This window comes from Micromonospora sp. WMMC415 (assembly GCF_009707425.1).
In the GTDB taxonomy this organism is placed as follows: domain Bacteria; phylum Actinomycetota; class Actinomycetes; order Mycobacteriales; family Micromonosporaceae; genus Micromonospora.
Map to the genome: position 1 here is coordinate 2,137,985 of NZ_CP046104.1, position 25,805 is coordinate 2,163,789.

Annotated in this window: 21 protein-coding genes and 1 pseudogene; 15 read left to right on the forward strand and 7 right to left on the reverse strand. The window is 74.1% G+C overall.

The window, feature by feature from the left end; genetic code table 11:
• The first annotated feature begins 94 nt into the window (after positions 1–94).
• Together GKC29_RS10400 and GKC29_RS10405 are read left to right on the forward strand one after the other, a co-directional pair.
• Entirely contained in the window at positions 95–1,636 is a 1,542-nt protein-coding gene (locus GKC29_RS10400) for a cobyric acid synthase (protein ID WP_155330625.1), read from the forward strand.
• A 64-nt stretch (positions 1,637–1,700) separates the two neighbouring features.
• Positions 1,701–2,297 carry a hypothetical protein gene (locus GKC29_RS10405; protein ID WP_155330626.1) on the forward strand — a complete coding sequence of 199 codons (597 nt, stop codon included), beginning with the start codon at positions 1,701–1,703 and terminating at the stop codon, positions 2,295–2,297.
• On the opposite strand, the gene GKC29_RS10410 is transcribed toward GKC29_RS10405, so the two are convergent.
• Complete coding sequence (locus GKC29_RS10410) at positions 2,291–2,692, reverse strand: rhodanese-like domain-containing protein (RefSeq protein ID WP_155334072.1); 402 nt, start codon at positions 2,690–2,692, stop codon at positions 2,291–2,293. The genes GKC29_RS10405 and GKC29_RS10410 overlap by 7 nt on opposite strands.
• Positions 2,693–2,698: 6 nt before the next feature.
• On the opposite strand from GKC29_RS10410, the pseudogene GKC29_RS10415 reads away from it, so the two are divergent.
• From GKC29_RS10415 to GKC29_RS10430, 4 genes and pseudogenes are all read left to right on the forward strand, one after another.
• A pseudogene (locus GKC29_RS10415) lies at positions 2,699–3,506 on the forward strand (uridine kinase); the annotation flags it as partial.
• Complete coding sequence (locus GKC29_RS10420) at positions 3,496–4,842, forward strand: dipeptidase (protein WP_196255904.1); 1,347 nt, start codon at positions 3,496–3,498, stop codon at positions 4,840–4,842. The pseudogene GKC29_RS10415 and the gene GKC29_RS10420, both read left to right, overlap by 11 nt.
• A 92-nt stretch (positions 4,843–4,934) precedes the next feature.
• Positions 4,935–5,141, forward strand: a complete 207-nt coding sequence (locus GKC29_RS10425; protein ID WP_155330628.1) for a hypothetical protein — start codon at positions 4,935–4,937, stop codon at positions 5,139–5,141.
• Positions 5,142–5,190: 49 nt separating this feature from the next.
• A complete protein-coding gene (locus GKC29_RS10430; RefSeq protein WP_155334073.1) occupies positions 5,191–6,774 on the forward strand; it encodes an ATP-dependent DNA ligase in 1,584 nt (527 codons plus the stop codon).
• 5 nt (positions 6,775–6,779) lie between these two features.
• Here the strand turns inward: GKC29_RS10430 and GKC29_RS10435 are convergent, their stop codons facing one another.
• Positions 6,780–7,598: an SURF1 family protein gene (locus GKC29_RS10435; protein ID WP_155330629.1), complete on the reverse strand. Its 819-nt coding sequence runs from the start codon at positions 7,596–7,598 to the stop codon at positions 6,780–6,782.
• A 165-nt stretch (positions 7,599–7,763) separates the two neighbouring features.
• Here GKC29_RS10435 and GKC29_RS10440 point away from each other — a divergent pair, with 165 nt between their 5' ends.
• Positions 7,764–9,164: a cobyrinate a,c-diamide synthase gene (locus tag GKC29_RS10440; RefSeq protein WP_155330630.1), complete on the forward strand. Its 1,401-nt coding sequence runs from the start codon at positions 7,764–7,766 to the stop codon at positions 9,162–9,164.
• Complete coding sequence (locus tag GKC29_RS10445) at positions 9,161–9,730, forward strand: GNAT family N-acetyltransferase (RefSeq protein WP_155330631.1); 570 nt, start codon at positions 9,161–9,163, stop codon at positions 9,728–9,730. Before GKC29_RS10440 ends, GKC29_RS10445 begins: the two co-directional genes overlap by 4 nt.
• 78 nt (positions 9,731–9,808) lie before the next feature.
• Here GKC29_RS10445 and GKC29_RS10450 read toward each other — a convergent pair whose 3' ends face one another.
• Positions 9,809–11,941 (reverse strand): transglycosylase domain-containing protein, encoded by a 2,133-nt coding sequence (locus tag GKC29_RS10450; RefSeq protein ID WP_155330632.1) that lies wholly within the window; start codon positions 11,939–11,941, stop codon positions 9,809–9,811.
• A 121-nt stretch (positions 11,942–12,062) separates the two neighbouring features.
• On the opposite strand from GKC29_RS10450, the gene cobC reads away from it, so the two are divergent.
• From cobC to cobA, 3 genes are all read left to right on the forward strand, one after another.
• Positions 12,063–13,280 carry an Rv2231c family pyridoxal phosphate-dependent protein CobC gene (gene cobC / locus GKC29_RS10455; protein ID WP_155330633.1) on the forward strand — a complete coding sequence of 406 codons (1,218 nt, stop codon included), beginning with the start codon at positions 12,063–12,065 and terminating at the stop codon, positions 13,278–13,280.
• A complete protein-coding gene (gene cobT, locus GKC29_RS10460; protein WP_155334074.1) occupies positions 13,280–14,347 on the forward strand; it encodes a nicotinate-nucleotide--dimethylbenzimidazole phosphoribosyltransferase in 1,068 nt (355 codons plus the stop codon). Before cobC ends, cobT begins: the two co-directional genes overlap by 1 nt.
• Positions 14,348–14,414: 67 nt before the next feature.
• Positions 14,415–15,653, forward strand: coding sequence for a uroporphyrinogen-III C-methyltransferase (gene cobA, locus GKC29_RS10465; protein WP_155330634.1), 1,239 nt, complete (start codon positions 14,415–14,417; stop codon positions 15,651–15,653).
• A gap of 219 nt (positions 15,654–15,872) precedes the next feature.
• Here cobA and otsB read toward each other — a convergent pair whose 3' ends face one another.
• Positions 15,873–18,476, reverse strand: coding sequence for a trehalose-phosphatase (otsB, locus tag GKC29_RS10470; protein ID WP_155330635.1), 2,604 nt, complete (start codon positions 18,474–18,476; stop codon positions 15,873–15,875).
• A complete protein-coding gene (locus tag GKC29_RS10475; RefSeq protein ID WP_155330636.1) occupies positions 18,473–19,873 on the reverse strand; it encodes a trehalose-6-phosphate synthase in 1,401 nt (466 codons plus the stop codon). Before GKC29_RS10475 ends, otsB begins: the two co-directional genes overlap by 4 nt.
• A 310-nt stretch (positions 19,874–20,183) precedes the next feature.
• Here GKC29_RS10475 and ettA point away from each other — a divergent pair, with 310 nt between their 5' ends.
• The 4 genes from ettA (at position 20,184) to GKC29_RS10495 (ending at position 23,741) form a co-directional block, all read left to right on the forward strand.
• Complete coding sequence (ettA, locus tag GKC29_RS10480; protein ID WP_155330637.1) at positions 20,184–21,860, forward strand: energy-dependent translational throttle protein EttA; 1,677 nt, start codon at positions 20,184–20,186, stop codon at positions 21,858–21,860.
• A gap of 2 nt (positions 21,861–21,862) precedes the next feature.
• Positions 21,863–22,309, forward strand: coding sequence for a thioesterase family protein (locus tag GKC29_RS10485; protein WP_155330638.1), 447 nt, complete (start codon positions 21,863–21,865; stop codon positions 22,307–22,309).
• Positions 22,306–23,022, forward strand: a complete 717-nt coding sequence (locus GKC29_RS10490) for a hypothetical protein (protein WP_155330639.1) — start codon at positions 22,306–22,308, stop codon at positions 23,020–23,022. Before GKC29_RS10485 ends, GKC29_RS10490 begins: the two co-directional genes overlap by 4 nt.
• Before the next feature lie 131 nt (positions 23,023–23,153).
• The gene (locus GKC29_RS10495; protein ID WP_155330640.1) at positions 23,154–23,741 is read left to right on the forward strand and encodes a YbjN domain-containing protein; all 588 of its coding nucleotides are present in this window, start codon (positions 23,154–23,156) and stop codon (positions 23,739–23,741) included.
• A 30-nt stretch (positions 23,742–23,771) separates the two neighbouring features.
• Here GKC29_RS10495 and GKC29_RS10500 read toward each other — a convergent pair whose 3' ends face one another.
• Positions 23,772–24,248 (reverse strand): globin, encoded by a 477-nt coding sequence (locus GKC29_RS10500; protein WP_305070155.1) that lies wholly within the window; start codon positions 24,246–24,248, stop codon positions 23,772–23,774.
• Between the two features lie 17 nt (positions 24,249–24,265).
• Positions 24,266–25,702: an MFS transporter gene (locus tag GKC29_RS10505; RefSeq protein ID WP_230688986.1), complete on the reverse strand. Its 1,437-nt coding sequence runs from the start codon at positions 25,700–25,702 to the stop codon at positions 24,266–24,268.
• Positions 25,703–25,805 lie beyond the last annotated feature (103 nt).

The following is a 25,805-nucleotide window of genomic DNA, read 5'->3' on the forward strand; positions in this document are numbered from 1 at the left end:
CCCGGACGGGCCGGGTCGCCCCGGCATCCGCCCTCCGGGCCGGCCGCGGGCCCGACGCGGGCGCGGGCAGCACGAGCGAGCGGGGGAGCGGGCGGTGAGCGGCGGCCTGCTGGTCGCCGGCACCACGTCCGACGCGGGCAAGAGCGTGCTCACCGCCGGCATCTGCCGCTGGCTGCACCGGCGGGGCGTGAAGGTCGCGCCGTTCAAGGCGCAGAACATGTCGAACAACTCCGCCGTGGTGGTCGGCCCGGACGGGCGCGGCGGGGAGATCGGGCGTGCCCAGGCCATGCAGGCGGCCGCCTGCGGGGTCCCGCCGGACCTGCGGTTCAACCCGGTGCTGCTCAAGCCGGGCAGCGACCTCGCCAGCCAGGTCGTGCTGCTGGGCGAGGCCGTCGACACGATCACGGCCGGCACGTTCCGGCAGCTGCGCCCCCGCCTCGCCGAGACCGCGTACGCGGCGCTGGCCGAGCTGCGGGCGGCGTACGACGTGGTGATCTGCGAGGGGGCGGGCAGCCCGGCGGAGGTCAACCTGCGGGCCGGCGACTACGTCAACATGGGGTTGGCCCGGCACGCCGGCCTACCCACGATCGTGGTCGGTGACATCGACCGGGGTGGCGTGTTCGCCGCGATGTTCGGCACCGTCGCCCTGCTCGACCCGGCCGACCAGGCCCTGATCGCCGGCTTCGTCGTCAACAAGTTCCGCGGCGACCTGGGGCTGCTCCGGCCGGGGCTGGACATGCTGCGCCAGGTCACCGGCCGCCCCACGTACGGGGTGCTGCCCTGGGCGCTCGACCTCTGGCTGGACGCGGAGGACTCGCTCGCGTACGGGCGGGTGCTGGGCCGTCCGGCCGGCCCGCGCGGCGACGAGTGGCTGGACGTGGCCGTGGTCCGGCTGCCCAGGATCAGCAACGCCACCGACGTCGAGGCGCTCGCCACCGAACCCGGCGTGCGGGTGCGCCTCACCGTCGAGCCGGCCGAACTCGCCGCCGCCGACCTGGTCGTGCTGCCCGGTTCGAAGTCGACCGTGGCGGACCTGGCCTGGTTGCGGGAGACCGGGCTGGCCGACGCGGTGCTGGCCCACGCCGCCGCCGGGCGCCCCCTGCTCGGCGTCTGCGGCGGGTTCCAGATGCTCGCCCGCGCGATCCACGACCCGGTGGAGAGCCGGCGGGGCAGCGTTCCCGGCCTCGGACTGCTGCCGATCGAGGTCACCTTCGACCCCCGCAAGACCGTGCGCCAGTCGGCCGGCACGGCGTGGGGCGGTGTCCCGGTCCGCGGCTACGAGATCCACCACGGGTACGTCTCGTCCGCCGACCCGGACCTCACCCCGCTGCTCGCGTACGCCGACGGTGCCGGCGAGGGCGCGGTCGCCGGGGCGGTGTACGGGACGCACTGGCACGGCGCGTTCGAGTCGGACGCCTTCCGCCGCCGCTTCCTGACCGAGGTGGCCCGGCAGGCCGGGCGGGGCGGCTTCCGGGTCGCCCCGGACACGTCCTTCGCCGCCGCCCGCGAAGGTTCGCTGGACCTGCTCGGCGACCTCGTCGAGGAGCACCTGGACACCGACGCGCTCTGGCGGCTCATCGAGGCCGGCCCGCCCTCCGGCCTCCCGTTCATCCCGCCGGGCGCCCCGATCGGGTGACGCGTCGTACCTGGGGACAGCGAGCGGGACAGCGCCTGTTCGTCGGGTGTGGAATCCTCCCTCGGTGACGATGACCATCGCTGGCAGGAGCACTCTCGCGCTCCTTCTGCTAGCCCTGTCCGCCTGCGCGAAAGTACCTTCCGCGGAACCCGTCGCGCCGAGCGCTCCGGCGACCCCGTTGGCCGCCTACCAGATCGTGGACAACCTCTGCGAGCGCCTCGACCATGCCTGGCTCCAGGAGTTGGCGGGGGTGCCGCCGAAGCTCAAGACCTTCGAGCCGCTGCCCGGTAAGGAGAACCACGGCATGTGCCACGCCGGCGCTGGCAGCACGGACCGACGGACGTTGATCCTGGTCAGGATCAGCACCACCGTCGAGCGGGCCGAACCGGCGGACATCGGGCTGCCGAAGAACGCCAGGCAGTTGAGCGGTGTGGGAGACCGGGCCTGGATCAAGTTCGGTAAGCCGATCACCCATCCGAACGAGCAGTTCGGGGGTGAAACCACCCTTCGCATCGACGACCTCATGGTGGCGGCGGGGCCGGCCCGGGTATCCGTCACGATCTCGTTGGACGCCCCATCCGTCCCCGAGGAGTCCGCGGCTGAGGCCCTGCTCACCGCGTACGCGCGGAGGAGTCTGGAGCTGATGGCCGGCGGTCAGTAGCGGACGTCGGCGGGGCGGTCGGACATCGGCAGTCCCGCCTCCCGCCACCCGTCCACGCCACCGATGACGTCGGTGGCCCGGTGCAGACCGAGCGCCCGCAGGCTCGCCACCGCGAGGCTGGAGCTGTAGCCCTGGCGGCACACCACCACGATCTTCAGGTCGTACCCGGTGGCCTCGGGGATCCGCCAGGCGCTCGCCGGGTCCAGCCGCCACTCCAGGACCGTGCGGTCGATGACGATCGCGCCGGGCAGGTCACCCTGCTCCCGCCGGTGCGCGTCGGTGCGAATGTCGATCAGCAACGCCCCGGTGCGGACCGCCTCGACCGCCTGGTGCGGGGTCAGCCGGCGCACCCCGGCCCGGGCCTGTTCCAGCAGGGCGTCGACGCCCGGACTCATCACGCTGTGGGACACGAGCCGATCATGCCGCCCAGCCCGGGGCTGCGCCGCCGGAACGGTCCGGCTGCCCACCACGACCGCCCGAACGGGCGACGGGCCGCCGGTCCCGTCGGCACCGCCCGCTACGGTCGGCGCGTGGAGGTGGCGGTGCTGGAGGCGTACGCCCGGTTGGCGCGCCGGGTGCGGGCGGCCCCGGCGCGGCTGGGACGGACCCGGCTGGTGGCCGTCGACGGGCCCAGCGGCGCGGGCAAGAGCTGGTTCGCCGCGCGGCTCGCGGACGCCCTCGCCGAGCTGCCCGGCGACGCCCGGCCACCGGTGGTGCACACCGACGACCTGCTCGACGGCTGGGACGACCAGCTCACCTTCTGGTCCCGGCTGGAGGAGTGCGTCCTCGCGCCGGTCCGCGCGGGCCGGCCGGGGGCGTACCGGCGGTACAGCTGGGTCCGCCGGGAGTTCCTGCCCCGGCCGGTGCCGGTGCCGGTGACGCCGGTGCTCCTCCTGGAGGGGGTGAGCGCGGCGCGCGCCGCGGCGGCGCCCGACCTGACCCTGGCCGTGTTCGTCACCGCCCCGCCGGAGCTGCGGCTCACCCGCGCGGTGGCCCGGGACGGTCCGGGCATCCTCCCCGAGCTGCGCCGCTGGCACGCGGGCGAGCGGGCCCACTTCGCCGCCGACGGCACCGAGGAACGGGCCGACCTGGTGGTCGACGGAGCGCCGGAGCTGCCGCACGACCGGTCCCGCTACTACCTGCGGCGGGGCGGCTCGGGTAAGGCCGGCATACGATGCCGGTCATGACCACACCGATCATGTCCGAGTCCGACCTGCGGGCCGCCGTCGAGCGGGAACTGCCCGGCGTCCGCGCCGACCTCGAACGCCTCGTCCGCATCCCCGGCATCGCGTTCGACGGCTTCGACCACTCGCACGTGGAGCGGTCCGCCGAGGCGGTCGCCGAGCTGCTGCGCGGCTGCGGCCTCGACGTGAAGATCGTGCGCTCCGGCGGCCAGCCGGCCGTGATCGGGACGAAGCCCGCCCCGCCCGGCGCGCCGACGGTGCTGCTCTACGCGCACCACGACGTGCAGCCGGTCGGCGACCTGTCCCTGTGGGAGTCGGACCCGTTCGAGCCGGTGGAGCGGGACGGCCGCCTCTACGGGCGCGGCGCCGCCGACGACAAGGCGGGCATCATGGCGCACGTCGCGGCGCTGCGCGCGTTCGGTGACGCGCTCCCGGTCGGCGTGGTGCTCTTCATCGAGGGCGAGGAGGAGTACGGCTCCGACTCCCTGGAGCAACTGCTGGCCGAGCACCGGGACGAGATCGCATCCGATGTCATCGTGATCGCCGACTCCGGCAACTGGGACATCGGCGTGCCGGCGCTGACCACGTCGCTGCGCGGCATCGTGAACTGCTTCGTCGAGGTGCGGACGCTGGACCACGCCGTGCACAGCGGCATGTTCGGCGGCGCGGTGCCGGACGCGCTCACCGCGCTGGTCCGGCTGCTCGCCACCCTGCACGACGACGCGGGGAACGTCGCCGTCGACGGGCTGGTCGGCCGGGAGGGCGCCGCCGTCGACTACCCGGAGGACCGGGTCCGCGTCGAGGCCGGGCTCGCCGAGGGCGTGCAGTTCATCGGCACCGGCCGGATCACCGACCGGCTCTGGACCAAGCCGGCCCTGGCCGTGCTCGGCGTCGACGCGCCGGCCACCGGGGAGGCCCCGAACGCCCTGGTTCCGACCGCCAAGGCCAAGCTCAGCGTGCGGCTCGCGCCGGGCGACGACCCCAAGCGGGCGTACCCGGCGCTGCGCGCCCACCTGGAGAAGCATGCCCCGTGGGGCGCCCAGGTGACGGTGACGTTCGAGCACGACGGCGACCCGTGCGTCATCGACGCCTCCGGCCCGATGTTCGACGCCGCCCGCTCCGCGTTCCGCACCGCCTGGGACGGCACCGACCCGGTGGACATCGGCGTGGGCGGCTCGATCCCGTTCATCGCCACGTTCCAGGAGATGTTCCCGGCCGCCGCGATCCTGGTGACCGGTGTGGAGGACCCGCACGCCCGGGCGCACGGCCCCAACGAGAGCCTGCATCTCGGCGAGTTCGCCCGGGTCTGCCTCGCCGAGGCGCTGCTGCTGCGCAACGTGGCCGGAGCGGCCCGCGGGTGAGCTGAGCCGGGCCTGGTGTCGGATCCGTAACTTCCTGGTCCATCTGGGAGTTTGCGGTGTGTCGGGCGCGGGGCTGTTATAGCCTTTCGTACATGAGTACGAACGAGGTGATGGCCCGCCTGGAGGCCGCCGTCAGCGCTCTGGGGGACGTCGACGTCTCCGCGTGGCCCGAGGACACGCTCAAGGACCAGCTCGGTGAGCTGTCCGCCGCCCTGGTCGCGCTCGACTCGCTGCTGTCCCGGGTCGCCGACGAGGTGCGCGCCCGTGGCCTGCGCATCGAGGAGCCCGTCTCGGCCTGACCACGCGGATGCCCGGGTGGTGTCGGGGGTGGCTGGCAGGATGGAGCCCGTGCGGTTCCTGGACCTGGCAGCCACCTCCGCCGCTGTCGCCGCGACCAGCGGTCGCCGCGCCAAGGTGGAGCTGCTCGCCGACGCGTTGCGGCGCCTCGAGCCGGGCGAGGTGGCGGCCGGCTCCGGCTACCTCGCCGGTGAGCTGCGGCAGCGTCAGACCGGGGTGGGCTGGGCGAGCCTGCGTGACCTGCCGGCACCGGCCGACACGCCGACGTTGACGGTGGCCGCGGTGGACGCGGCGATCGAGGACATCTCGTCGGTTCGCGGGGCGGGCTCCCAGGCCCGACGCCGCGCGCTGCTGCACGGGCTCTACGCGTCGGCGACGGCCGACGAGCAGCGGCTGCTGACCGGGCTGTTCAGCGGGGAGCTGCGCCAGGGCGCCCAGGCCGGGCTCCTCGCCGACGCGGTGGCCCGCGCCGCGGAGGTGCCGGTCGCGGCGGTCCGCCGGGCCCTGCTGCTCGCCGGTGACCTGCGCGCGGTGGCGGTGGCGGCGCTCGACGGCGGCGCGGCCGCGCTGGCCGCGTTCGGTCTCCAGGTCGGGCGTCCGCTCGCACCGATGCTGGCGCAGAGCGCCCCGTCGGTCGACGAGGCGCTCCTCGCCACCGGCGTGCCCGCCGTGGTCGACGTCAAGCTCGACGGCATCCGCATCCAGGTGCACCGCTCGGGGCAGGACATCGCCGTGTTCACCCGCAGCCTCGACGACATCACCGTCCGGGTGCCGGAGGTGGTCGCGGCGGTGCGCGCGCTGCCCGCCCGTGAGCTGGTGCTCGACGGCGAGGCCATCGGGCTGGACGCGGCCGGCCGCCCGCTGCCCTTCCAGGAGACCTCCAGTCGGGCGGCGCGCCGCACGACACCCAGCACCACCGGCGGCAGCCCGGTCGCCCCGGCCGTGCTCGCGGCCGCCGGGACGACCGGCCAGACCGTGCTCACGCCGTACTTCTTCGACCTGCTGCACCTCGACGGCGAGGACCTGATCGACCGGCCGGGCCGGGAACGGTGGGCTGCGCTGGCCGCCGCGATCGACCCGCAGCTACTGGTCGGACGGGTGGAGGTCGACGGCCCGGCGGCGGCGGGGGCGGCGTTCGCGGCCGCCGTCGACGCCGGGCAGGAGGGGGTGGTGGTGAAGTCCCCGGATGCCCCCTACGACGCCGGCCGCCGCGGTGCCGCCTGGGTCAAGGTCAAACCCCGGCACACCCTGGACCTGGTGGTCCTCGCGGTCGAGTGGGGCAGCGGCCGACGCCAGGGCTGGCTGTCGAACCTGCACCTCGGCGCGCGCGACCCCCGCACCGGGGAGTTCGTCATGCTCGGCAAGACCTTCAAGGGGCTCACCGACGAGTTGCTGCGCTGGCAGACCGGGCGTTTCCTCGACCTGGCGGTGGAGAAGGGCGACTGGGTGGTGCGGGTCCGTCCCGAGCAGGTCGTCGAGATCGCCTTCGACGGCGTGCAGAGCAGCTCCCGCTACCCGGGCGGGATGGCGCTGCGCTTCGCCCGCGTGGTGCGCTACCGGGACGACAAGACCGCGGCGGAGGCGGACACGATCGACGCGGTGCGCGCCATCCACGCCGGCCGCGCCACCGGCTGACGCGATCAGGCCGGCGCGGGTTCGGCCGCGCGGTCGGCGGGTCGCTCCGGCGCCACACCGGCGCGGCGGCGGGCCTCCCGCCGCGCGAAGAAGCCGTAGCCGAACAGGGTCATGCCGGAGAAGATCCACCACTGCACGACGTAGCCGAAGTTCTGCCAGTTGTTCGTGTAGCCGACGGGGATCGCCGCGAAGGCCGGATCGGCCGCCGGGGTCTGCTCGTCGAGCAGCACGTACGCCCCGTGCACCGGGTAGGGCAGCTCGCGGGCCAGCCGGGGCAGCATGATGCGGCGCGTCTCGAGCTTGCCGTCGCGCCGGGCGACCGGGACGGAGCCGCCCTCGCCGGGACGGACCCGGCCGATCACGGTCACCTCACCGGCGGGCGTCGCCGGCACCGCCGGCTGAGCGGTCGCGTCGCCCCCGGGTGCGGGCGGGATCCAGCCGCGGTCCACCAGGACGGCGGTGCCGTCGGCCAGGACCAGCGGGGTGAGCACCTCGAAGCCGACCGTACGGTCCACCGAGCGGCCCCGGACCAGGATCACGTTCGAGTCGTCGTAGCGGCCGGTGACGGTGACCTTCGTCCAGGTCTGCTCGTCGGTGGGCGGCTGCCCGGCGGTGCCGGCGCCCCCGACCGGGGCGGCCACCGCGTCGCGCAGCGGCACCGGCGTCATCCGCCGGCCGGCGTCGATCCGCTCGTTGATCTCCGTCCGCTCGTGGTAGCGGTCCAGCTGCCAGTTGCCGAGCAGCACCATCGCCGCCGCCGCGACCAGGGTCAGCGCGAGCGCGCCCAACCAGCGCGGCGTCAGCAGGAACCGGTACACGACCACCAGATTACCCGTATGACCTGGGCCACCGACCCGCGCGACCCGGCAGCGACGCGACCGGGCGCCGCGGTGACGCTCCCACGTCGGTCCCGTCCGCTATCGTCACGCGGGCGGACCGCGCCGTCGGTCCACCCCGCGTACCCGCCGCCGCCCGCGAGGGAGTCGATGATGACCGTCGTGCCGCGCCTGGTGCTCAGTGCGCCCTCCTCCGGGCATGGGACGAACATGCTGGCGATCGGGCTGCTCGCCGCGCTCGCCGACCGGGGGGTGACGGTCGCCGGTTTCAAGGTCGGGCCGGACCGGGTCGACGCCGCCTACCTCGGGCTCGCCGCCGGCCGGCCCGGGCGCACGCTCGACCCCCGCCTGGTCGGCGCGGAGCGGATCGCCCCGCTGGTCGCGCACGGCGCCGCCGGCGCCGGGCTCGCGGTGGTGCAGGGCAGCATGGGGCTGTACGACTCGCTGACCGGCCACCCGGAGACCGAGTCGACCGCGGCGGTCGCCACCGCGTTGCGCAGCCCGGTCGTGCTGGTGGTCGACGTGGCCGCCATGGGCCAGTCGGTGGCCGCCCTGGTGCACGGCTTCCGGGCGTACGACGAGCAGCTCTGGCTGGGCGGCGTGATCCTCAACCGGGTCGCCTCCGGGCGGCACGAGGCGTTGCTGCGCGAGGCGCTGGACGACGTCGGCGTGCCGGTCTACGGCGCGCTGCGCCGGCAGGACCTGCCGCCGGTGCTGCCGGCCCGCCGGCACGGGACGGTGCCGGTGGTCACCGCGTCCGCCGAGGCCGACCGGGCGGTCCGCCGGCTCGGCGAGGCGGTGGCGGCGACCGTCGACCTGGAACGGCTGCTGGGGCTGGCGCGCTCCGCGCCGCCGCTGAGCGTGGCAGCGTGGTCGCCGGAGGCCGAGGTGGGGGCCGCCGAGGCGCCGGCGACCGGCGAGCGACCGCTGATCGCGGTGGCCGGGGGCGCCGGCGGCGGCTACAGCCACGCCGAGACGACCGAGTTGCTGCGGGCCGCCGGTGCCGAGGTGGTGACCCTGGATCCGCTGCACGACGAGGCGCTGCCCGCCGGCACCCGCGCGCTCGTCGTCGGCGGGGGCCTGCCCGAGTCGTACGCCGAGCGCCTGTCGGCCAACCGCCGGCTCTGCATCGCGGTCGCCGAGCTGGCCCGCACCGGCCGCCCGGTCGTCGCCGAGGGCACCGGGCTGCTGTGGCTGGCCCGGGAGCTGGACGGCCTTCCCATGTGCGGGGTGCTCGACGCGGTCGGCAGCAGCCGGGAGGGTCTCGTGGTGGGCTACCGCACGGCGACGGCGGCGACCGACAGTGTGGTTGCCGCAGCCGGTGCGACGGTGACCGGACACAAGGAGCATCGGGCGGTGCTCACGCCGCGGGCCGGGCAGCGGCCGGCCTGGACCTGGGACGGCGGGACCCCCGAGGGCTTCGTCTGGCGGGGTGTGCACGCCTCGCAGCTGACGCTGCACTGGGCCGCGCACCCGCGGCTGGCCGCCCGGGTGGTCGCCGCCGCCGCGCAGGCGGAGCCCGCCGAGTCCCCGGCCGGCGGGGTCCCCGCGTGATCGGTCAGGTGGCGGTCCGCCGGTTCCCGGAGCTGACGGTCTCCACACCGCGAACGGAGGTGCGGCCCCTGACGGCGGCCGACGCGAAGGCGGCTGACGAGGTCTTCGCCGACCGTCAGACCCAGCGCTGGCTGCCCGTGGCGGAGGAGACCGGCCAGATCGACGGGCACGCCTGGTGCACCGACCTGGCGCGGCAGCGGCGCGACAGCGGCGACGGGGACCACTACGCGGTGCTCCGGCGGGAGGACGACCGGGTGGTCGGGTGCCTCTGGACGCGGCGTACCGACTGGGGCGCCCGGTGCACGGAGGTCTCGTACGCGATGGCGGCGCACGCCCGCGGCTTCGGGCTGGCCGTCGAGGCGGTGGACGCGCTCGCCATCGCCCTGCTCCTGGAACACGGCTTCCAGCGGGTCGAGCTGCGCGTCGCGCCGGGCAACGTCGCGTCGCGGCGGCTCGCCGAGAAGGCCGGTTTCAGCTACGAGGGTCTGCTCCGCAACGCCGGGTACGTGCGCGGCGCGCGGGTCGACCTGGAGCTGTGGTCCCTGGTCGCCGCCGACCTGCACTAGCGGGCCGGTGTCGGCGCGGCTCGCGCCGGGGCGTCGACACCGGCGCCGGCCACCGGGCGGTGGATTCGGCGACGGCGCTCAGCCGACGATCGAGTCCGACGGCGGGGTGAACTGGCGTACCGGCTTGCCTTTCAGCGCCTCCTTCAGGGTGTTCGAGACCGCCGCGATGGGGATCTGCGACTGGCCGTCACCCACCGCGTTGAACGGGTTGTCCGGATCGGATATGAAGCTCGCCGCCGCCAGCTCCGGGGTGAACCCGACGAACCAGGCCGACCGGGTGCTGTCGGTGGTACCGGTCTTGCCGGCGACCGGCCGGCCGACCGTGCCGCGGACGCTGTCGGCCGTCGACCAGCCCCCGCAGCTGCCCTTCGCCGGGGTGTCACCGGTGGGGCACCGCGCGGCGTCGGTGGCGGCCCGGGCGGCGTCGGCTTCGACCACCTGGCGGCAGCGCGGCTTGGCGACCTCCCGCTCGATCCCGGAGGCGGTCCGGTACATCGCCGGGGTGCCGTCCCGGTTGTAGATCGCCTGCACCGGCATCGCCTCGCAGTACCGGCCCTCCGCGGCGACGGCGGCGTACGCGTTGGCCATCTCCAGCGGGGTGGCGTCGGAGACGCCCAGGGTGAAGGCGCCCCAGGTCTTCGCCTTGGCCGGGGACGCGTGGTCCCGGTCCACGTCGGTACGCCAGCGCAGGCCCAACTGTTCGGCGAGGCGTACCGCGCGGTCCGCGCCGACCTGCTCCTCCAGCCAGACGAAGTACGTGTTCACCGACTTGCCGAAGCCGGACCACATGGTCTGGGTACCGGACATCGCGCCGCTGGCGTTCGACGGCGCCCAGCCGTTGTAGACCTCCGACCGGTACCGGTGCGGCGCGTCGAAGGTCGTGTTCAGGGTCAGGCCGGCGTCGAGCGCGGCGAGCATCGGGAACATCTTGAACGTCGACCCCGCCTGGTAGCCCGGCAGGTCACCGCCGCCGAGCAGGGGGGCCACCGTGTTCGGGTAGTTGGCCTTGACCTTGGGGCCGGCCTCCGGGTTGGAGCTGGGCGGGTTCTCGTCCAGGTTGAGGGAGTAGGTCCGGTTCACCGCCATGGCCTTCACCCGCCCGGTGCCGGGCTCCGTGATCACGATGCCGTTGGCGAACGGGCTGCCGGTGTTGTCCTTGCTGCCGACGTTCTTCTCGGCCGCCGACTGGATCTTCGGGTCCAGGCTCAGCACGATCCGGTATCCGCCCCGGCGGAGCTTGTCCATCCGCTCCAGCGGGTTGTCGCCGAACGCGGGCTGGGCGCTCCACCAGTTCTTCAGGTAGTCGCAGGCGAAGCCCCAGCTGTTCCACTTCTCCGGGACGGAGATGCAGTCGTTGGAGGGGTAGCTGAGCTTCAGCCGGATCGGCTCGGACCTGGCCGCGGCGGCGGCGTCCGGCGAGAGGTAGCCGAGCCCGGCCATCCGGTCCAGCACGTAGTTGCGGCGTGCCGTGGCGTCCTTCTGGTCGGAGGTGGCCGGGTCGTACTGCGACGGTGACTTGACGAGCCCGGCGAGTGTGGCGGCCTCGACCGGCGTGAGGTCCTTCGGGGTCTTCGAGAAGAAGATCTCGCTGGCGGCGTAGATGCCGTACGCGCGGTGGCCGAAGTACGCGGAGTTGAGGTAGCGCTCGAGGATCTGCTCCTTGCTCAACTCCTTCTCCAGGTCCAGGGCCATCCGCATCTCCCGGACCTTGCGGATGCTGGTCTGCTGGGTCGCCTCCTGCACCTCCTTCGGCGTCTTCGCGCTGTCCCGCAGGGCCATCCGGACGTACTGCATGGTGAGGGTGGACGCGCCCTGGGAGACGCCGCTGGACCGGGCGTTGGCGACGAACGCGCGGGCGACGCCCTTCGGGTCGACGCCGCGGTGCTGGTAGAAGCGGGAGTCCTCGGCCGCCACGATCGCCTGCTGGATGTTCGGGGACATGTCGGCGAGCTTCGTGTACTGCCGGTACTCCTCGTAGAACATCGTCAGTACCGTCCTGCCGTCCGGCGCGTAGAGGTACGAGGTCTCCGCGGGCAGGGCGGTCGTGAGGATCTTCGTCTTGTGCTCCAGGGCGTGGGCGGTGACCTTGGCGCCGATGCCGGTGGCGGCGGCGACGGGATAGGCCACGGCGGCGACCACGATGCCGGCGATGAGACCGGCGCGGAGGAGAGGGACGAGACGACCGGCGGCAGCAAGGGGTCGGTTGCTCACACCGCCAAGTTATGACATTTCCGATTCGTACCTGAGAAATATTCATAAACGCGGCGCTCGTGACGCGCCCCACGCCGCGTGGCGCTGTCCCGCGCGCCGCCTTCCCGGCAGGATCGCGGTCATGCGTGAGAGGCAGTCGGGACACCCCGGGCCGAGCGGGGCGCCCTCCGGCGTGGTGCTCACCGTCCCCGGCGCCCGGGGCGGGTCCACCGGGCCGCGGGACGGGGTCGCCGCGAGCGGCACGACGGGACCCGTCGGGACAGCGGAGCCCGCCGGGACGGCGGCGGCCGTGGACGAGCCCGACCTCGGGCACCACGGCGACGTGGAGGCCACCCCGGGCCTGGTCGACCTGGCCGTCAACGTGCGCCGCGCCCCGATGCCCGACTGGCTGGCCGACCCGATCACCGCCGCGCTCGGCCACCTCGCCGCGTACCCGGACGCCCGGTCCGCGCGGGAGGCCGTCGCCGCCCGGCACGGCCGGCCCCCGGCCGAGGTGCTGCTGACCGCCGGCGCCGCCGAGGGCTTCGTGCTGATCGCCCAGGCGCTGCGCGGCGTCCGCCGCCCGGTGGTCGTGCACCCGCAGTTCACCGAGCCCGAGGCCGCCCTGACGGCGGCCGGGCACCGGGTCGAGCGGGTGCTGCTCGACCCGGCCGAGGGGTTCCGGCTCGACCCCGCGCGCATCCCCGCCGACGCCGACCTGGTCATGATCGGCAACCCGACCAACCCCACCTCGGTGCTGCACCCCGCCGGCGACGTCGCGGCGCTGGCCCGCCCGGGCCGGATCCTCGTCGTCGACGAGGCGTTCGCCGACACCACCACCGCTCCGGGCGTCCCCGGCGAGCCGGAGTCCCTCGCCGCCCGCCGTGACCTGCCCGGCCTGCTGGTGGTCCGCAGCCTCACCAAGACCTGGGGGCTGGCCGGGCTGCGGATCGGCTACCTGCTCGGCGACGCCGCCCTGCTGGACCGGCTCGCCGCCGTGCAGCCGCTGTGGCCGGTGTCCACGCCGGCCCTCGCCGCCGCCGCCGCCTGCGCCGGGCCCGAGGCGGTCGAGGCCGAGCGCGCGATCGCCGCCCGGCTCGCGGCCGACCGCGACCATCTGGTCGCGCGCCTGACCGCCCTTCCCGGGGTACGCGTCGCGGGCCGGCCGGCCAGCGCCTTCGTGCTGATCCACACGCCCGGTGCCGCCGCCGTGCGGGTCGCCCTGCGGGAGCGCGGCTGGGCGGTACGCCGGGGCGACACCTTCCCCGGGCTCGGCCCGGACTGGCTGCGGATCGCCGTCCGCGACCAGGCGACGACCGACGCGTTCATCGAGGTACTGGCGGAGATCCTGGAGGCGTGATGCTGGAGACGACGATCGCGGCGATCGGACCGCTCGACGAGCCGGCGATGGCGGCCGCCCGCGACCTGCAGGGCCGGCTCACCAAGCCGGCCGGCTCGCTCGGCGCGCTGGAGGAACTTTCGGTACGCCTCGCCGGCCTGGCCGGCGCCTGCCCCCCGCCGCTGCCCGAGCCGGCCGCGGTGGCGATCTTCGCCGGGGACCACGGCGTGCACGCCCAGGGCGTCACCCCGTGGCCGCAGGAGGTCACCGCGCAGATGATCGGCAACTTCCTGGCCGGCGGCGCGGTGGTCAACGCGTTCGCCCGGCAGGCCGGCGCCTCGGTCACCGTGGTGGACGTCGGCGTCGCCACGCCGCCCGTCGCCGCCCCGGGCGCGGACACCGGTCCCCGGCTGGTCGAGGCGAACATCCGGCGCGGCACCCGGGACATGACCGTCGAGGCCGCCCTGACCCGTGCCGAGGCGCGGGCCGCCGTCGAGACCGGCATCCGGGTCGCCGGCGACCTGGTCGACGCCGGGGCGGGCATCCTGCTCACCGGGGACATGGGGATCGGCAACACGACCCCGGCCGCCGCCCTGGTCGCGGCGTTCGGCGGGGTCGACCCCGCCGAGGCGACCGGTCGCGGTACCGGGGTCGATGATCCCACGTACCGGCGCAAGATCGAGGTGGTGCGGGCCGCGCTGCACCGGCACGCGCCCGACCCGGCGGACCCGCTCGGCGTGCTGGCCGCGGTGGGCGGCCTGGAGCACGCCGCCCTGGCCGGGCTGATCCTGGGCGCCGCGGCCCGCCGGGTCCCGGTGCTGCTGGACGGGGTCATCGCGGTCTCCGCCGCGCTGGCCGCCGCGGCCTTCGCCCCGCACGCCACCGGCGCGATGGTCGCCGGGCACCGCTCGGCCGAACCGGGCGCCACGGTGGCGCTGCACCGGCTGGGGCTGACCCCGCTGATCGATCTCGGGCTGCGCCTCGGCGAGGGCACCGGCGCGCTGCTGGCCCTGCCCGTGGTCACCGGCGCGGTACGCGTGCTGCATGAGGTGGCGACGTTCGACGCGGCGGGGGTGGCCGAGAAGTGAGCGAGCGGACCAGGCGGCTCGACCCCGCGGCGCCCGACGTCGCCGGGGTGCGGAGCGGGGCGGCGGCGTGAGCCGGAACCCGTACCCCCTCGGCCTGCGCCTCGCCGGCCGGCGGGTGGTCGTGGTGGGTGGGGGAGCGGTGGCCACCCGCCGGGTGCCGGCGCTGCTCGACGCGGGCGCGGACGTGTTCCTCGTCGCGCCGGAGTTGACCCCGGCGCTGCGTGCGCACGTCGACGCCGGCCGGCTGCACTGGGCGCGGCGCCGCTTCGCGCCGGAGGACCTGGACGGCGCCTGGCTGGTGCAGGTGGCGGTCGACGACCCGGTCGCCGCGGCGTCGGTCAGCGCGGCGGCCGCCGAGCGGCGGATCTTCTGCGTCCGTGCCGACGACCGGGCCGCGGCGACGGCCTGGACGCCCGCCGTCACCCGGCACGGCCCGGTGACCGTGGCGGTCCTCGGCGGCGGCGACCCGCGCCGCGCGATGACCGTGCGCGACGCGGTCCGCGACCTGCTGAGTGCAAGGAAGGGCCCCTTCTTAACTCCTCCGGTAGAGGAGGGGTCCCCTGTTAACGCCCCCGGCGGGCGCGTGGCACTGGTCGGCGCCGGGCCGGGCGACCCGGAACTGATCACCCTCAAGGGGTGGCGCCTGCTCACCGAGGCGGAGGTGGTGGTCGCCGATCGGCTCGTTCCCGGGCTGCTCCTGGACGAGCTACGGCCCGACGTCGAGCTGGTCGACGCCTCGAAGATCCCCTACGGCCCGTCCCGGGCGCAGGAGGAGATCAACCGCATCCTGGTCGACCGCGCGCTCGCCGGGAAGGCCGTGGTACGGCTCAAGGGCGGTGACCCGTACGTCTTCGGCCGTGGCGGCGAGGAGCTGCTGGCCTGCGCCGAGGCGGGCGTGCCGGTGACCGTGGTGCCCGGGGTGACCAGTGCGGTCGCGGTGCCGGCGGCGGCCGGCGTGCCGGTGACCCACCGGGCGGTGGCGCACGAGTTCACCGTGGTGTCCGGGCACGTCGCACCCGATTCGCCCGCCTCCCTGGTGCGCTGGGAGCACCTGGCCGGGCTCCGCGGCACGCTGGTGATCCTCATGGGGCTGAAGAACCTGCCCGCGATCGCCGCGACGCTGGTCGCGCACGGCCGACCGGCGGACACCCCGGCGGCCGTCGTGCAGGAGGGTACGACCGGCGCGCAGCGGATGCTCCGTTCGACGCTCGGCACGGTCGCCGCCGACGTCGTCGCCGCGGAGCTGCGTCCGCCCGCGGTGGTCGTCGTCGGCGACGTGGTGCCGGTGCTCGCCGCGGCCGGCTGAGCACCCGACCCCGGTCGGGCGCCGCCGGAGGTCCCTCGTCCCCTTTGCTCTGCTTCAACCCACGCACCGGTTCGCCGGCGTTTCCGGTGCGTCCGTTGAAGCAGAGCAAAGGGAGCCGGCAGGAGAGCTGGGCTGGCGGGGTGTGGCCGGTCAACCCGGTCGCGGCCGAACGCGCGACGGCGGCCGGAACGTGTCCGGCCGCCGTCGTCGCTGGTCAGGTCACTGCTTGAGCATGTTGTCCAGCAGCAGGGCGCAGCGGATCACGCCGAGGTGGCTGTAGGCCTGCGGGTGGTTGCCCAGGCCGCGCTCAGCGAGGGGGTCGTACTGCTCGGGCAGCAGCCCGGTCGGCCCGGCGGTGTCGATCATCTGCGTGAACAGCTCCTCCGCGTCGGTGCGGCGGCCGGTACGCAGGTACGCCTCGACGAGCCACGACGTGCAGATGTGGAAGCCGCCCTCGCGACCGGGCAGGCCGTCGTCCCAGTGGTAGCGGTAGACGACCGGGCCGCTGCGCAGATCTGCCTCGATCTTCAGCACCGTCGACAGGAACCGGGGGTCGTCGCCGGGCAGCAGCCCGGAGAGCCCGATCCAGAGCGAGGACGCGTCGCTGTCCTCGTGCCCGTACGCGACGCTGTACGCCTCGGCGTGCTCGTGCCAGCCGTACTCCAGCACGTTGGCGCCGATCCGGTCCCGCAGCTCCACCCACTCCGGCCGGTCCTCCCCGCCGTGCTGGCGGACGACGTGCAGCGCCCGGTCGACGGTCATCCAGCACATGACCTTGGAGAAGATGTGGTGCCGGGGTGGGAGGCGGGCCTCCCAGATGCCGTGGTCCGGCTCGTGCCAGCGGCGGCGGACCGCCTCGACCATGTTCTCCAGGACCCGCCACTCGTCCTCGCGGACCGTGCCGCGCGCGTCGGCCACGGCGGCGATCAGGTCGGCGATCGGGCCGAAGACGTCGAGCTGGAGCTGGTGGTTGGCCAGGTTGCCGACCCGGACCGGCCGGGAGCCGGCGTACCCGGGCAGCGTGTCGATGACCGCCTCGGCGCCCAGCTCGTAGCCGTCGACCGTGTAGAGCGGGTGCAGCCGCTCCGGGTGCCCGCCGGTGCGCTCCACGACGCCGTCGATCCAGCGCAGCAGCGCCTCGGCCTCGCCGGTCGAACCGAGGTCGACCAGGGCGCGGGCGCTCATGGCCGCGTCACGCAGCCAGCAGTAGCGGTAGTCCCAGTTGCGGACGCCGCCCAGCTCCTCCGGCAGCGAGGTGGTCGCGGCGGCCAGGATCGAGCCGGACGGCTCGTGGCAGAGCCCCCGCAGGGTGAGCGCGCTGCGGGCGACCAGGTCCCGGGCGGTGCTCGGGAGCCGTAGCGAGGCCACCCAGTCCTTCCAGGGCTGCTCCGCGGCGGCCTGCCGCTCGTGGATCGGCAGCCGGTGGTGTTCCAGGCTGTGGGTGCCGAAACGCATCTCCAGCACGACCTGCCCGCCGGCGGCGGAGAGGTCGACGACGGCCTTGGCCGTCTCGTACACGCCGTCCCCGGTGACCTCCCACTCGACGCCGGGCGAGTAGAGCGCGACCGGCTCGTTGGAGCCGAGCACGAGCAGGCCGTCGCCGAGCGGTTGCAGCTGGACGGCCACCTGCCCGAACTCGGGCCGGGGGGCGAACTCCAGGCGGGCCCGGCCACGGCCGGTGAGCACCCGGACCAGGGTCGAGTCGGCGCTGATGATCGCCGGGCCCTCCGGCGTGGTCTCGGTGTCCGGGAGGTCCAGCCAGTCGGTCACGGTCAGGCCGGACCAGCGGGTCTCGAGGGTCATCGTGCCCGACCGGTACCGCTGGCCGAGCGGGATGCCGCCGCGCTCGGGCGCGACGCTGAAGTATCCGGCCGGGCCGCCACCCACCAGGTCGGCGAAGATCGCCGCCGAGTCGGGCTTGGGGTTGCAGAGCCAGGTGATCTTGGCCTCGGGGGTGACCAGGGCGACCGTACGCCCGTTGGCCAGCATCGAGTGTCGCTCGATGGGCACCGCCCGCTCGCCGAACAGCCAGTGTCGCCGGGTCTCCAGCAGCAGCCCGAGGGCCCGGGCCGCCTCGATCGGCTCGGCCACCCGGTACTGCGCCTTGGTGTCGCCCGGCCCGATCTTGATGCCGACGTCCGGGCCGTGCAGGTTGCCGAAGGCGTTCTCGTCGGTGACGTCGTCGCCGATGAACAGCACGGCGCTCGCGGAGAGCTGGGTGCGCAGCTGGTCGACGGCCGTGCCCTTGTGGGTGGCCACCACCGACAGCTCGATGACCTCCTTGCCCTGGGTGACGGTGACGCCGTCCCAGGTGGCGGGGCCGCTGCGGACCGCCTCGATGGCGGCGGCGGCGACCTGCGGGTCGGCGCCGCGGGTGTGCACCGCCACGCTGGCCGGCTTGCGCTCCAGCCGGATCCCGGGGTGGGCGGCGGCGATCTCCCGAAGCGTCTCGCGCAGCCGGGTGCGGACGGCGATCAGCTCGGGGGAGAGCCGCTCGACGAAGCCGATGTCGAACTCCGAGCCGTGGCTGCCGACCAGGTGGACCTCGCTGGGCAGCCGGGACAGCGCGGCCAGGTCGCGCAACGCCCGCCCGGAGACCACCGCCACGGTGGTCTGCGGCAGCGCGGCGAGCGCGCGCACCGCGGCCACCGACTCCGGCAGCGGTACGGCCTTGCTCGGGTCCTCGACGATCGGCGCGAGCGTGCCGTCGTAGTCGCAGGCGATGAGCAGCTGCGGTACGCGGGCGATCCGGCCGATGGCCGTGCGCAGCTCCCGATCCAGGCTGCCGGCGGTGGACGTGACGACGTCGGGGGCGGCGTTCACGCGGCGTCCGCCTCGGGCACCCCGAGCTCGGTGAGGAACGACTTCGCCCAGTGCCCCACGTCGTGGGTGCGCAGATGGCGTTGCATTGTCCGCATACGGCGGCGGGCCTCCGGCTTCTCCACGTGCACGGCCCGCAGCAGGGCGTCCTTGACCGCGTCGGGGTCGTGCGGGTTGCACAGGAACGCCTGACGCAGCTCGGTGGCGGCGCCGGCGAACTCACTGAGCACGAGCGCGCCACCCTGGTCGGCGCGCGATGCGACGTACTCCTTGGCCACCAGATTCATTCCGTCTCGCAGGGGGGTCACCATCATCACGTCGGCGGCGGCGTACATCGCGGCCAGCTCAGTGCGACTGTACGACTGATGCAGATAATGCACCGCGGGGACGCCCACCCTGCCGAATTCGCCATTAATCCGACCAACCTCGCGCTCGACCTTGACGCGAAGTGCCTGGTAGTGCTCCACCCGCTCGCGGCTCGGCGTCGCCACCTGCACCATAACCGCGTCCGGCACTGTCAACTTTCCGTCAGCGAGCAGCTCGCGGAATGCCTTGAGCCGCAACTCGATGCCCTTGGTGTAGTCGAGCCGGTCGACGCCCAGGATGATCGTCTTCGGGTTGCCCAGCTCCTCCCGGATCTCCTTCGCCCGCGCCTGGATGGCCGGGTCGGCGGCCAGCCGCTCCATCTCCATCGTGTCGATCGAGATGGGGAAGGCGCCCGCCTTCACCTGGCGGCCGTCCACCTGGATCATCTGCCCCTCGTAGCGGAGGCCGAGCAGGTGCCGGGCCAGCCGGACGAAGTTCTGCGCCGCCAGTCGCTGCTGGAAGCCCACCAGGTCCGCGCCGAGCAGCCCGCGCAGGATCTCGGTGCGGAACGGCATCTGCATGAACAGCTCGATCGGCGGGAACGGGATGTGCAGGAAGAAACCGATGCGCAGGTCCGGCCGCAGCTCGCGGAGCATCGCCGGCACGAGCTGGAGCTGGTAGTCCTGCACCCACACCGTCGCGCCCTCGGCGGCGACGTCCGCCGCGGCCTCCGCGAACCGGGCGTTGACCAGGCGGTACGCCTCCCGCCAGCGTCGTTTGTAGACCGGCGTCTCGACCGCGTCGTGGTAGAGCGGCCAGATCGTGGCGTTCGACTGCCCCTCGTAGTAACGCTCCAGTTCGTCCGCGCTGAGCGGCACCGGGTGCAGCCGGATGCCCTCCAGGTCGAACGGCTCGGGCGCGGCGCCGGTGCCGCCGGCCCAGCCGACCCAGGTGCCCTTGTGCTCGGCGAGGACCGGGTGCAGGGCGGTGACCAGTCCGCCCGGACTGCGTCGCCACTGCCGCCCCTCGGGTGTGCTCACCTCGTCGACGGGCAGGCGGTTGGCCACTACGACAAAGGAGCTACGGACGGTCACGTTCGGCCACCTCCGGGTGCAGACGGGTCCACCGCGATGAGCGTACTGAGCGTAGCTGCGGCCTCTGGTGCCCCGTGTCGGAGTTACCTACCCGTCCCACGTCCGCCGAACCCCCGGCGTGATCTTGACGACAGCGGTGTGCCGCGTACCGGGAAGAGGCGGGGTGATGTGGGCGGAGCGCGGCGTACCTGTCAGGATTGACGACGGCGTGCGTGCGGCCGGGCTTTCGGCCGGCGGCGGCGGGCGGAAGTCGCGGCCCGCGCCCGCGCCACCAGCTCGCGACCGCAACCGACGGAGGGTAGCCCGCACCGTGGCCCAGTTCATCTACGTCCTGGACAAGGCGCGCAAGGCGCACGGCGACAAGGTCGTGCTCGACAACGTGACGCTGAACTTCCTGCCGGGTGCCAAGATCGGTGTGGTCGGCCCGAACGGCGCCGGTAAGTCCAGCCTGCTCAAGATCATGGCCGGCTGGGACCAGCCGAGCAACGGCGAGGCCCGGCTGATGCCCGGCTTCACCGTCGGCATGCTGGCGCAGGAGCCGCCGCTCAACGACGCCAAGACCGTCCTCGGGAACATCGAGGAGGCGGTCGCCGAGACCAAGGCCAAGCTGGAGCGGTTCAACAAGATCGCCGAGCAGATGGCGACGGACTACTCCGACGAGCTGATGGAGGAGATGGGCAAGCTCCAGGAGGAGCTGGACCACGCCGACGCGTGGGACATCGACTCCAAGCTCGAGCTGGCCATGGACGCGCTGCGCTGCCCGCCGCCGGACGCCGACGTCACGCAGCTCTCCGGTGGGGAGCGCCGCCGGGTCGCGCTCTGCAAGCTGCTGCTGGAGACGCCCGACCTGCTGCTGCTCGACGAGCCGACCAACCACCTGGACGCGGAGAGCGTGCAGTGGCTTGAGCAGCACCTGGCCAAGTACGCCGGCACCGTCATCGCGATCACCCACGACCGGTACTTCCTCGACAACGTGGCCAACTGGATCCTGGAACTGGACCGCGGCCGTGCCTACCCGTACGAGGGCAACTACTCCACCTACCTGGAGAAGAAGGCCGCCCGGTTGGCCGTCGAGGGTCGCCGGGACGCCAAGCTGAAGAAGCGCCTCTCCGATGAGCTGGAGTGGGTCCGCTCCAACGCCAAGGCCCGGCAGACGAAGTCGAAGGCCCGGCTCGACCGGTACGACGAGATGGCCACCGAGGCGGAGAAGACCCGGAAGCTGGACTTCGAGGAGATCCAGATCCCGCCGGGCCCGCGCCTGGGCAGCACCGTCATCGAGGCGAAGAACCTGACGAAGGCCTTCGGCGACCGGGTGCTGATCGACGACCTCAGCTTCTCGCTGCCGCGCAACGGCATCGTCGGCGTGATCGGCCCGAACGGCGTCGGCAAGACCACCCTGTTCAAGACCATCGTCGGGCTGGAGGAGCCGACCGACGGCACGGTCCGGGTGGGCGAGACGGTCTCCCTGTCGTACGTCGACCAGAGCCGGCAGGGCCTGGCGGGCGACAAGACGGTCTGGGAGGTCGTCTCCGACGGACTGGACCACCTGATGGTGGGCAAGGTCGAGATGCCGTCGCGGGCGTACATCGCCGCGTTCGGCTTCAAGGGGCCGGACCAGCAGAAGCCGACCAAGGTGCTCTCCGGCGGCGAGCGCAACCGGCTCAACCTGGCGCTGACGCTGAAGATCGGCGGCAACGTCATCCTGCTCGACGAGCCGACCAACGACCTGGACGTGGAGACCCTCTCCAGCCTGGAGAACGCGCTGCTGGAGTTCCCCGGCTGCGCCGTGGTCATCTCCCACGACCGGATGTTCCTCGACCGGGTCGCGACGCACATCCTGGCCTGGGAGGGCGACGACCAGAACCCGGCGAAGTGGTTCTGGTTCGAGGGCAACTTCGAGGCGTACGAGAAGAACAAGATCGACCGTCTGGGCGCGGAGGCCGCCCGGCCCCACCGGGTGACCTACCGCAAGCTGACCCGCGACTGAGCATGGCGGACCGTTTCGTCTACCACTGCACCCTGCGGTGGTCCGACCTGGACGCGTACGGCCACGTCAACAACTCGCGCTTCCTCACCCTGTACGAGGAGGCGCGGGTGGCGTTGATGTTCGCCGGCGGCCGGGCGTGGGGGGTGGGCTCGTTCGCCGACGGCGTGGTGATCCGCCGGCACGAGATCGACTACCTGCGGCCGGTCGACTACGCCCTCGGCCGGGCCACCGCGGAGGCGGCCCCGACGGTGCGGATCGAGATGTGGGTGGCGGAGATCCGGGCGGCGGCCTTCACCGTCGCGTACGAGATGTACGACGGCGACCGCCTCGTCAGCCGCGCCCGGTCGGTGCTGGTGCCGTTCGACCTCGACCTCCAGCTGCCCCGGCGGTTGTCGCCGGAGGAGCGCGAGTTCCTCCTCACGTACGCCCCGCAGGCCGGCCCGGCGTGACCGGCCCGGACAACGCCGGCCGGGAGGCCGCCGGGGCGGCGGTCGCCGGTCACCGGCTGTCCGGCGTCGCCGACGCGGGCGCGTTCCTGGCCCGGCTGGTCCGGCTGGACCGGGCGGCGCTGGTGCGGCTGCGCCCGGCCGGCGGCGGGGGTCGCACCGCCCTCTGGGGGCGCCTGCCGTGGGGAGTGCTGGTCGTCCGCACGGTCGCCGGTGCCGGCCCGGGTGACGACGTCACCGTGGCGGCCGGCGAGCTGCTGGCGGAGCTGACGGCCGGCGGTGCGGCGCTGCCGGCCCGGCGGGACGCCGACTGGCGCTGGCCGTTGCCGCCCGCGGCCAGCCGGCGGGTGGAGACCCTGCCGGCCGCCGAGGTGCGCCGGGTGGCGTCGGCCGCCGCGGACGCCCTGCGGGACGCCGCGGCGCACGGCGTGGGCGGACGCGCGGTGGGGCAGCGCGCCCTGCGCGATGCCCTCCTCGACCACGTGCCGGTGGTCGTCACCCCGGACGATCCGCCCGGCGAACCGGTCGAGGTCTCCCAGCGGTTGGTCCAGGGTGTGGTGCGCATGGGCTTCCTGGGCGGGGACGAGACGGGCGGCGGGGTGCAGGTGCGTGCCGCCGGCCGGTGGGTCGGTCTGGTCGGCCCGTACGGAGCCGCATGGTCGCAGACGGCGACGGATCTCGCCGTCCGGCCGGCGACCAATCACCCGTTCGGGTGACCCCCGATCATCCTTCTGTCCTGGGGCTGTCGTTGGGGGGATGCTTCCGCCCGGCTGTCCGGGTACCGTCCATCCTCGGATCCAACGCACCGTAGGCGACTGGATCCGCTGGGGAGTGAGGTGCGCGAGCGATGCCGTGGTGGTCATGGCGCCCCGGTCCCGCCAACGGCGGCGGTGACCCGGACAGTCGTAGCGGGATCACAGTGGAGGGCACCGTCCGGGTCGGGCCCCCGACCCCACGTCAGCCGGGCGACAACTGCCCAGGTGCCGACCGTCCCCCGATCGCCGACATGCCGGCGACCGTGGCACCGGTGACGCTCAGCCGGGTCTGCGACGCGCTCGACCTGCTCGACGTGCGCTATCTGGCCGACGGCGACGGCAACCTGCTGGCGATGTGGGAGCGGCACGCCGTCCTGGTCACCCTCGAGGGCCCGGAGGACGAGATCCTGGTGATGCGGGCGCGTCCACACGCGACGGTCCCGCCGGACTGGGAGGACCGGGCCTACCGCGTCGTCAACGAGTGGAACCACACCCGCCGTTTCTGCAAGGCGTACATCGGCGACCCGACCGAGCGCGGCCAGCTCCCGATCTACGCGGAGCTCCAGGTACCGTTCGGCGCCGGGGCGCACGACGCGCTCCTGGTCGAGATGCTCGACTGCGGCGCGGCGGTGGCCACCAGCTTCGTCGACTGGCTGCACGACGAGGGCGCCCTGCTTTGAGGCGCCGTCGGGGGACCGCCCCGGCCGGGGTCACGCCGGCGCGGCCGGGTCCTCCATCACGTTCACCATGAAGTACGCGGCCCGCTCCAGGTACTCCCAGAGCGCGGCGGCGAGGTGGGGCGGTAAATCCAGCCGGTCCACGGCGTGCCGCATGTGCTTCAGCCACGCGTCCCGCTCGGCGGCCCCGATCCGGAACGGCGCGTGCCGCATCCGCAGGCGCGGGTGCCCCCGCTGCGCGGAGTACGTGTTCGGCCCGCCCCAGTACTGCATCAGGAACAGGGTCATCCGGTCCGCCGCCGGCCCCAGGTCCTCCGGGTACATCGGGCGCAGCAGCGGGTCGGTGGCGACGCCCGCGTAGAACTCGTCCACCAGCCTGCGGAATGTCGGCTCCCCACCGACCGCCTCGAAGAACGTCGTCGGCGCACCGGACTCAGCTGCGGGATTCACCGTTCCATCCTGCCAGGTGCCCGGTTCCGCTCCGGCGCCGCCCGCTGTGGGGCGGGTCACCGCCGTGGTGGGACCGGTCAGGTCACCACGTGCCAGTGGCGCCCCGACTCGCCCGACCGGCCGCCGTCCGGGTGGTCCCCGGGACCACGGCCGCCCACCGGGGTCCGGCCCGGCCCGGCGGGTGACCGGGACGGTTGTGGTGGCACCTCCGCCGGGCCGTCCGGCTCCGCCACCGGTCGGCCACCCTGCTGGGCGGCGGTGACCGCCGCGTCGACGGTGGCCGGGCTCGGCCAGTTCAACGCGACGAGAGCCATCAGCAGGACGCCCGCCGCGCTCCAGACCCCGACCACCAGTGGAATGGAGAAGCGGTCGGCGAGCAGGCCGGTGACCAGGACCGCGAGGCCCTGGATCACCTGGACGCCGGTCGCCATGACACCGAAGGCCCGAGCGCGGAAGCCGTCCGGCAGGGCCCGCACGAACAGGCCGTTGGCCATCGGCAGCATGCCGGCGACGGCGAACCCGCACGCGGCCGCCATCAGCGCCACCACCAGCGGTGGCGGGTCGAGCAGGGCGGGAACCAGCGTCAGGGGGGCCACGACGGCCAGCGGCCGCATCAGCGCCAGCCGCCGGGCCGGCGTCACCGCGCGGCCGACGATCAGACCGCCGAGGATGAACCCGACCGGATTGGCGGCCATGATGACCGCCTGGGCGGCCCCCCGCTCCATGTCGTCGGCGTGCCGACCCGCCCACGCCGCCGCGAGGCCCTCCGGGACGATGGAGAACAGCATCGCGCTGAAGACCAGGATCGCGATGGCGCGCAGCACCGGGGTGCCGAAGACGATCCGGAAGCCCTCGCCGGTCTCCCGGAGCAGGTGGCTGCGGTGCGCGGCGGTCATCGCGGGCGGTCGGTCGGCCACGCCGAGGCGGAGGAGGACGGCCGACGCACCGAAGGTCCCCGCGTTGATCAGCAAAGCGGCGGCCGGGTTCGCCGCGGCGATGGCGGCACCGGCCAGGTAGCCGACGACCTGCGCGGCCTGGCCGACGCTGGCGTTCACGGACAGGCCGACCACGAGACGGTCACCGCTCAGGATGAGCGGCATGAGCGCCGACCGCGCGGCCTGGCTCGGCGGGTTGGCCAGGGTGGCGAGGAAGAGCAGGGCCAGGATCGCCGGGCTCGGCATTCCGGGGATCGCGATGACCAGCATCAGCGCCATCCGGACGAGGTCGCAGGTGACCATGACCCGCCGGTACGGGTACCGCTCGGCGAGCGTCGCGAGCAGCGGGCCACCGACGATCCAGGGCAGGTAACTGACGGCGAACGCGGTGGCGGAGAGCGCCACCGACTCGGTCTCCCGGTAGATCAGCAGGGTGACGGCGGCCTTCGCGATGTAGTCGCCGATCCAGCCCAGCGTGCTCGCCGTGAAGACGGCCCGGTACTCGCGTTGGGCGAACACCTCGCGGAAGGTGGCCGGCCCTTCCGGAGAAGGTCGCTCGTCGGACACCGTCGCCTCCATCGTTCCGCTGGACCGGCCACTCGTGATGGCCCGGCCTGGGAACCGTCGTCAGATCTGCCGATCAGCGAGGACGTGACCACGCTCCGCGGGGGGAGCGTGTGCA

Coding starts and splice junctions, on each gene's coding strand:
- GKC29_RS10410 (WP_155334072.1), bottom strand. CDS start 2,692: ATGAGTCCGGGCGTCGACGCCCTGCTGGAACAGGCCCGGGCCGGGGTG.
- GKC29_RS10420 (WP_196255904.1), top strand. CDS start 3,496: ATGTCCGAGTCCGACCTGCGGGCCGCCGTCGAGCGGGAACTGCCCGGC.
- GKC29_RS10425 (WP_155330628.1), top strand. CDS start 4,935: ATGAGTACGAACGAGGTGATGGCCCGCCTGGAGGCCGCCGTCAGCGCT.
- GKC29_RS10440 (WP_155330630.1), top strand. CDS start 7,764: ATGACCGTCGTGCCGCGCCTGGTGCTCAGTGCGCCCTCCTCCGGGCAT.
- cobC (WP_155330633.1), top strand. CDS start 12,063: ATGCGTGAGAGGCAGTCGGGACACCCCGGGCCGAGCGGGGCGCCCTCC.
- cobT (WP_155334074.1), top strand. CDS start 13,280: ATGCTGGAGACGACGATCGCGGCGATCGGACCGCTCGACGAGCCGGCG.
- GKC29_RS10485 (WP_155330638.1), top strand. CDS start 21,863: ATGGCGGACCGTTTCGTCTACCACTGCACCCTGCGGTGGTCCGACCTG.
- GKC29_RS10495 (WP_155330640.1), top strand. CDS start 23,154: ATGCCGTGGTGGTCATGGCGCCCCGGTCCCGCCAACGGCGGCGGTGAC.
- GKC29_RS10505 (WP_230688986.1), bottom strand. CDS start 25,702: ATGGAGGCGACGGTGTCCGACGAGCGACCTTCTCCGGAAGGGCCGGCC.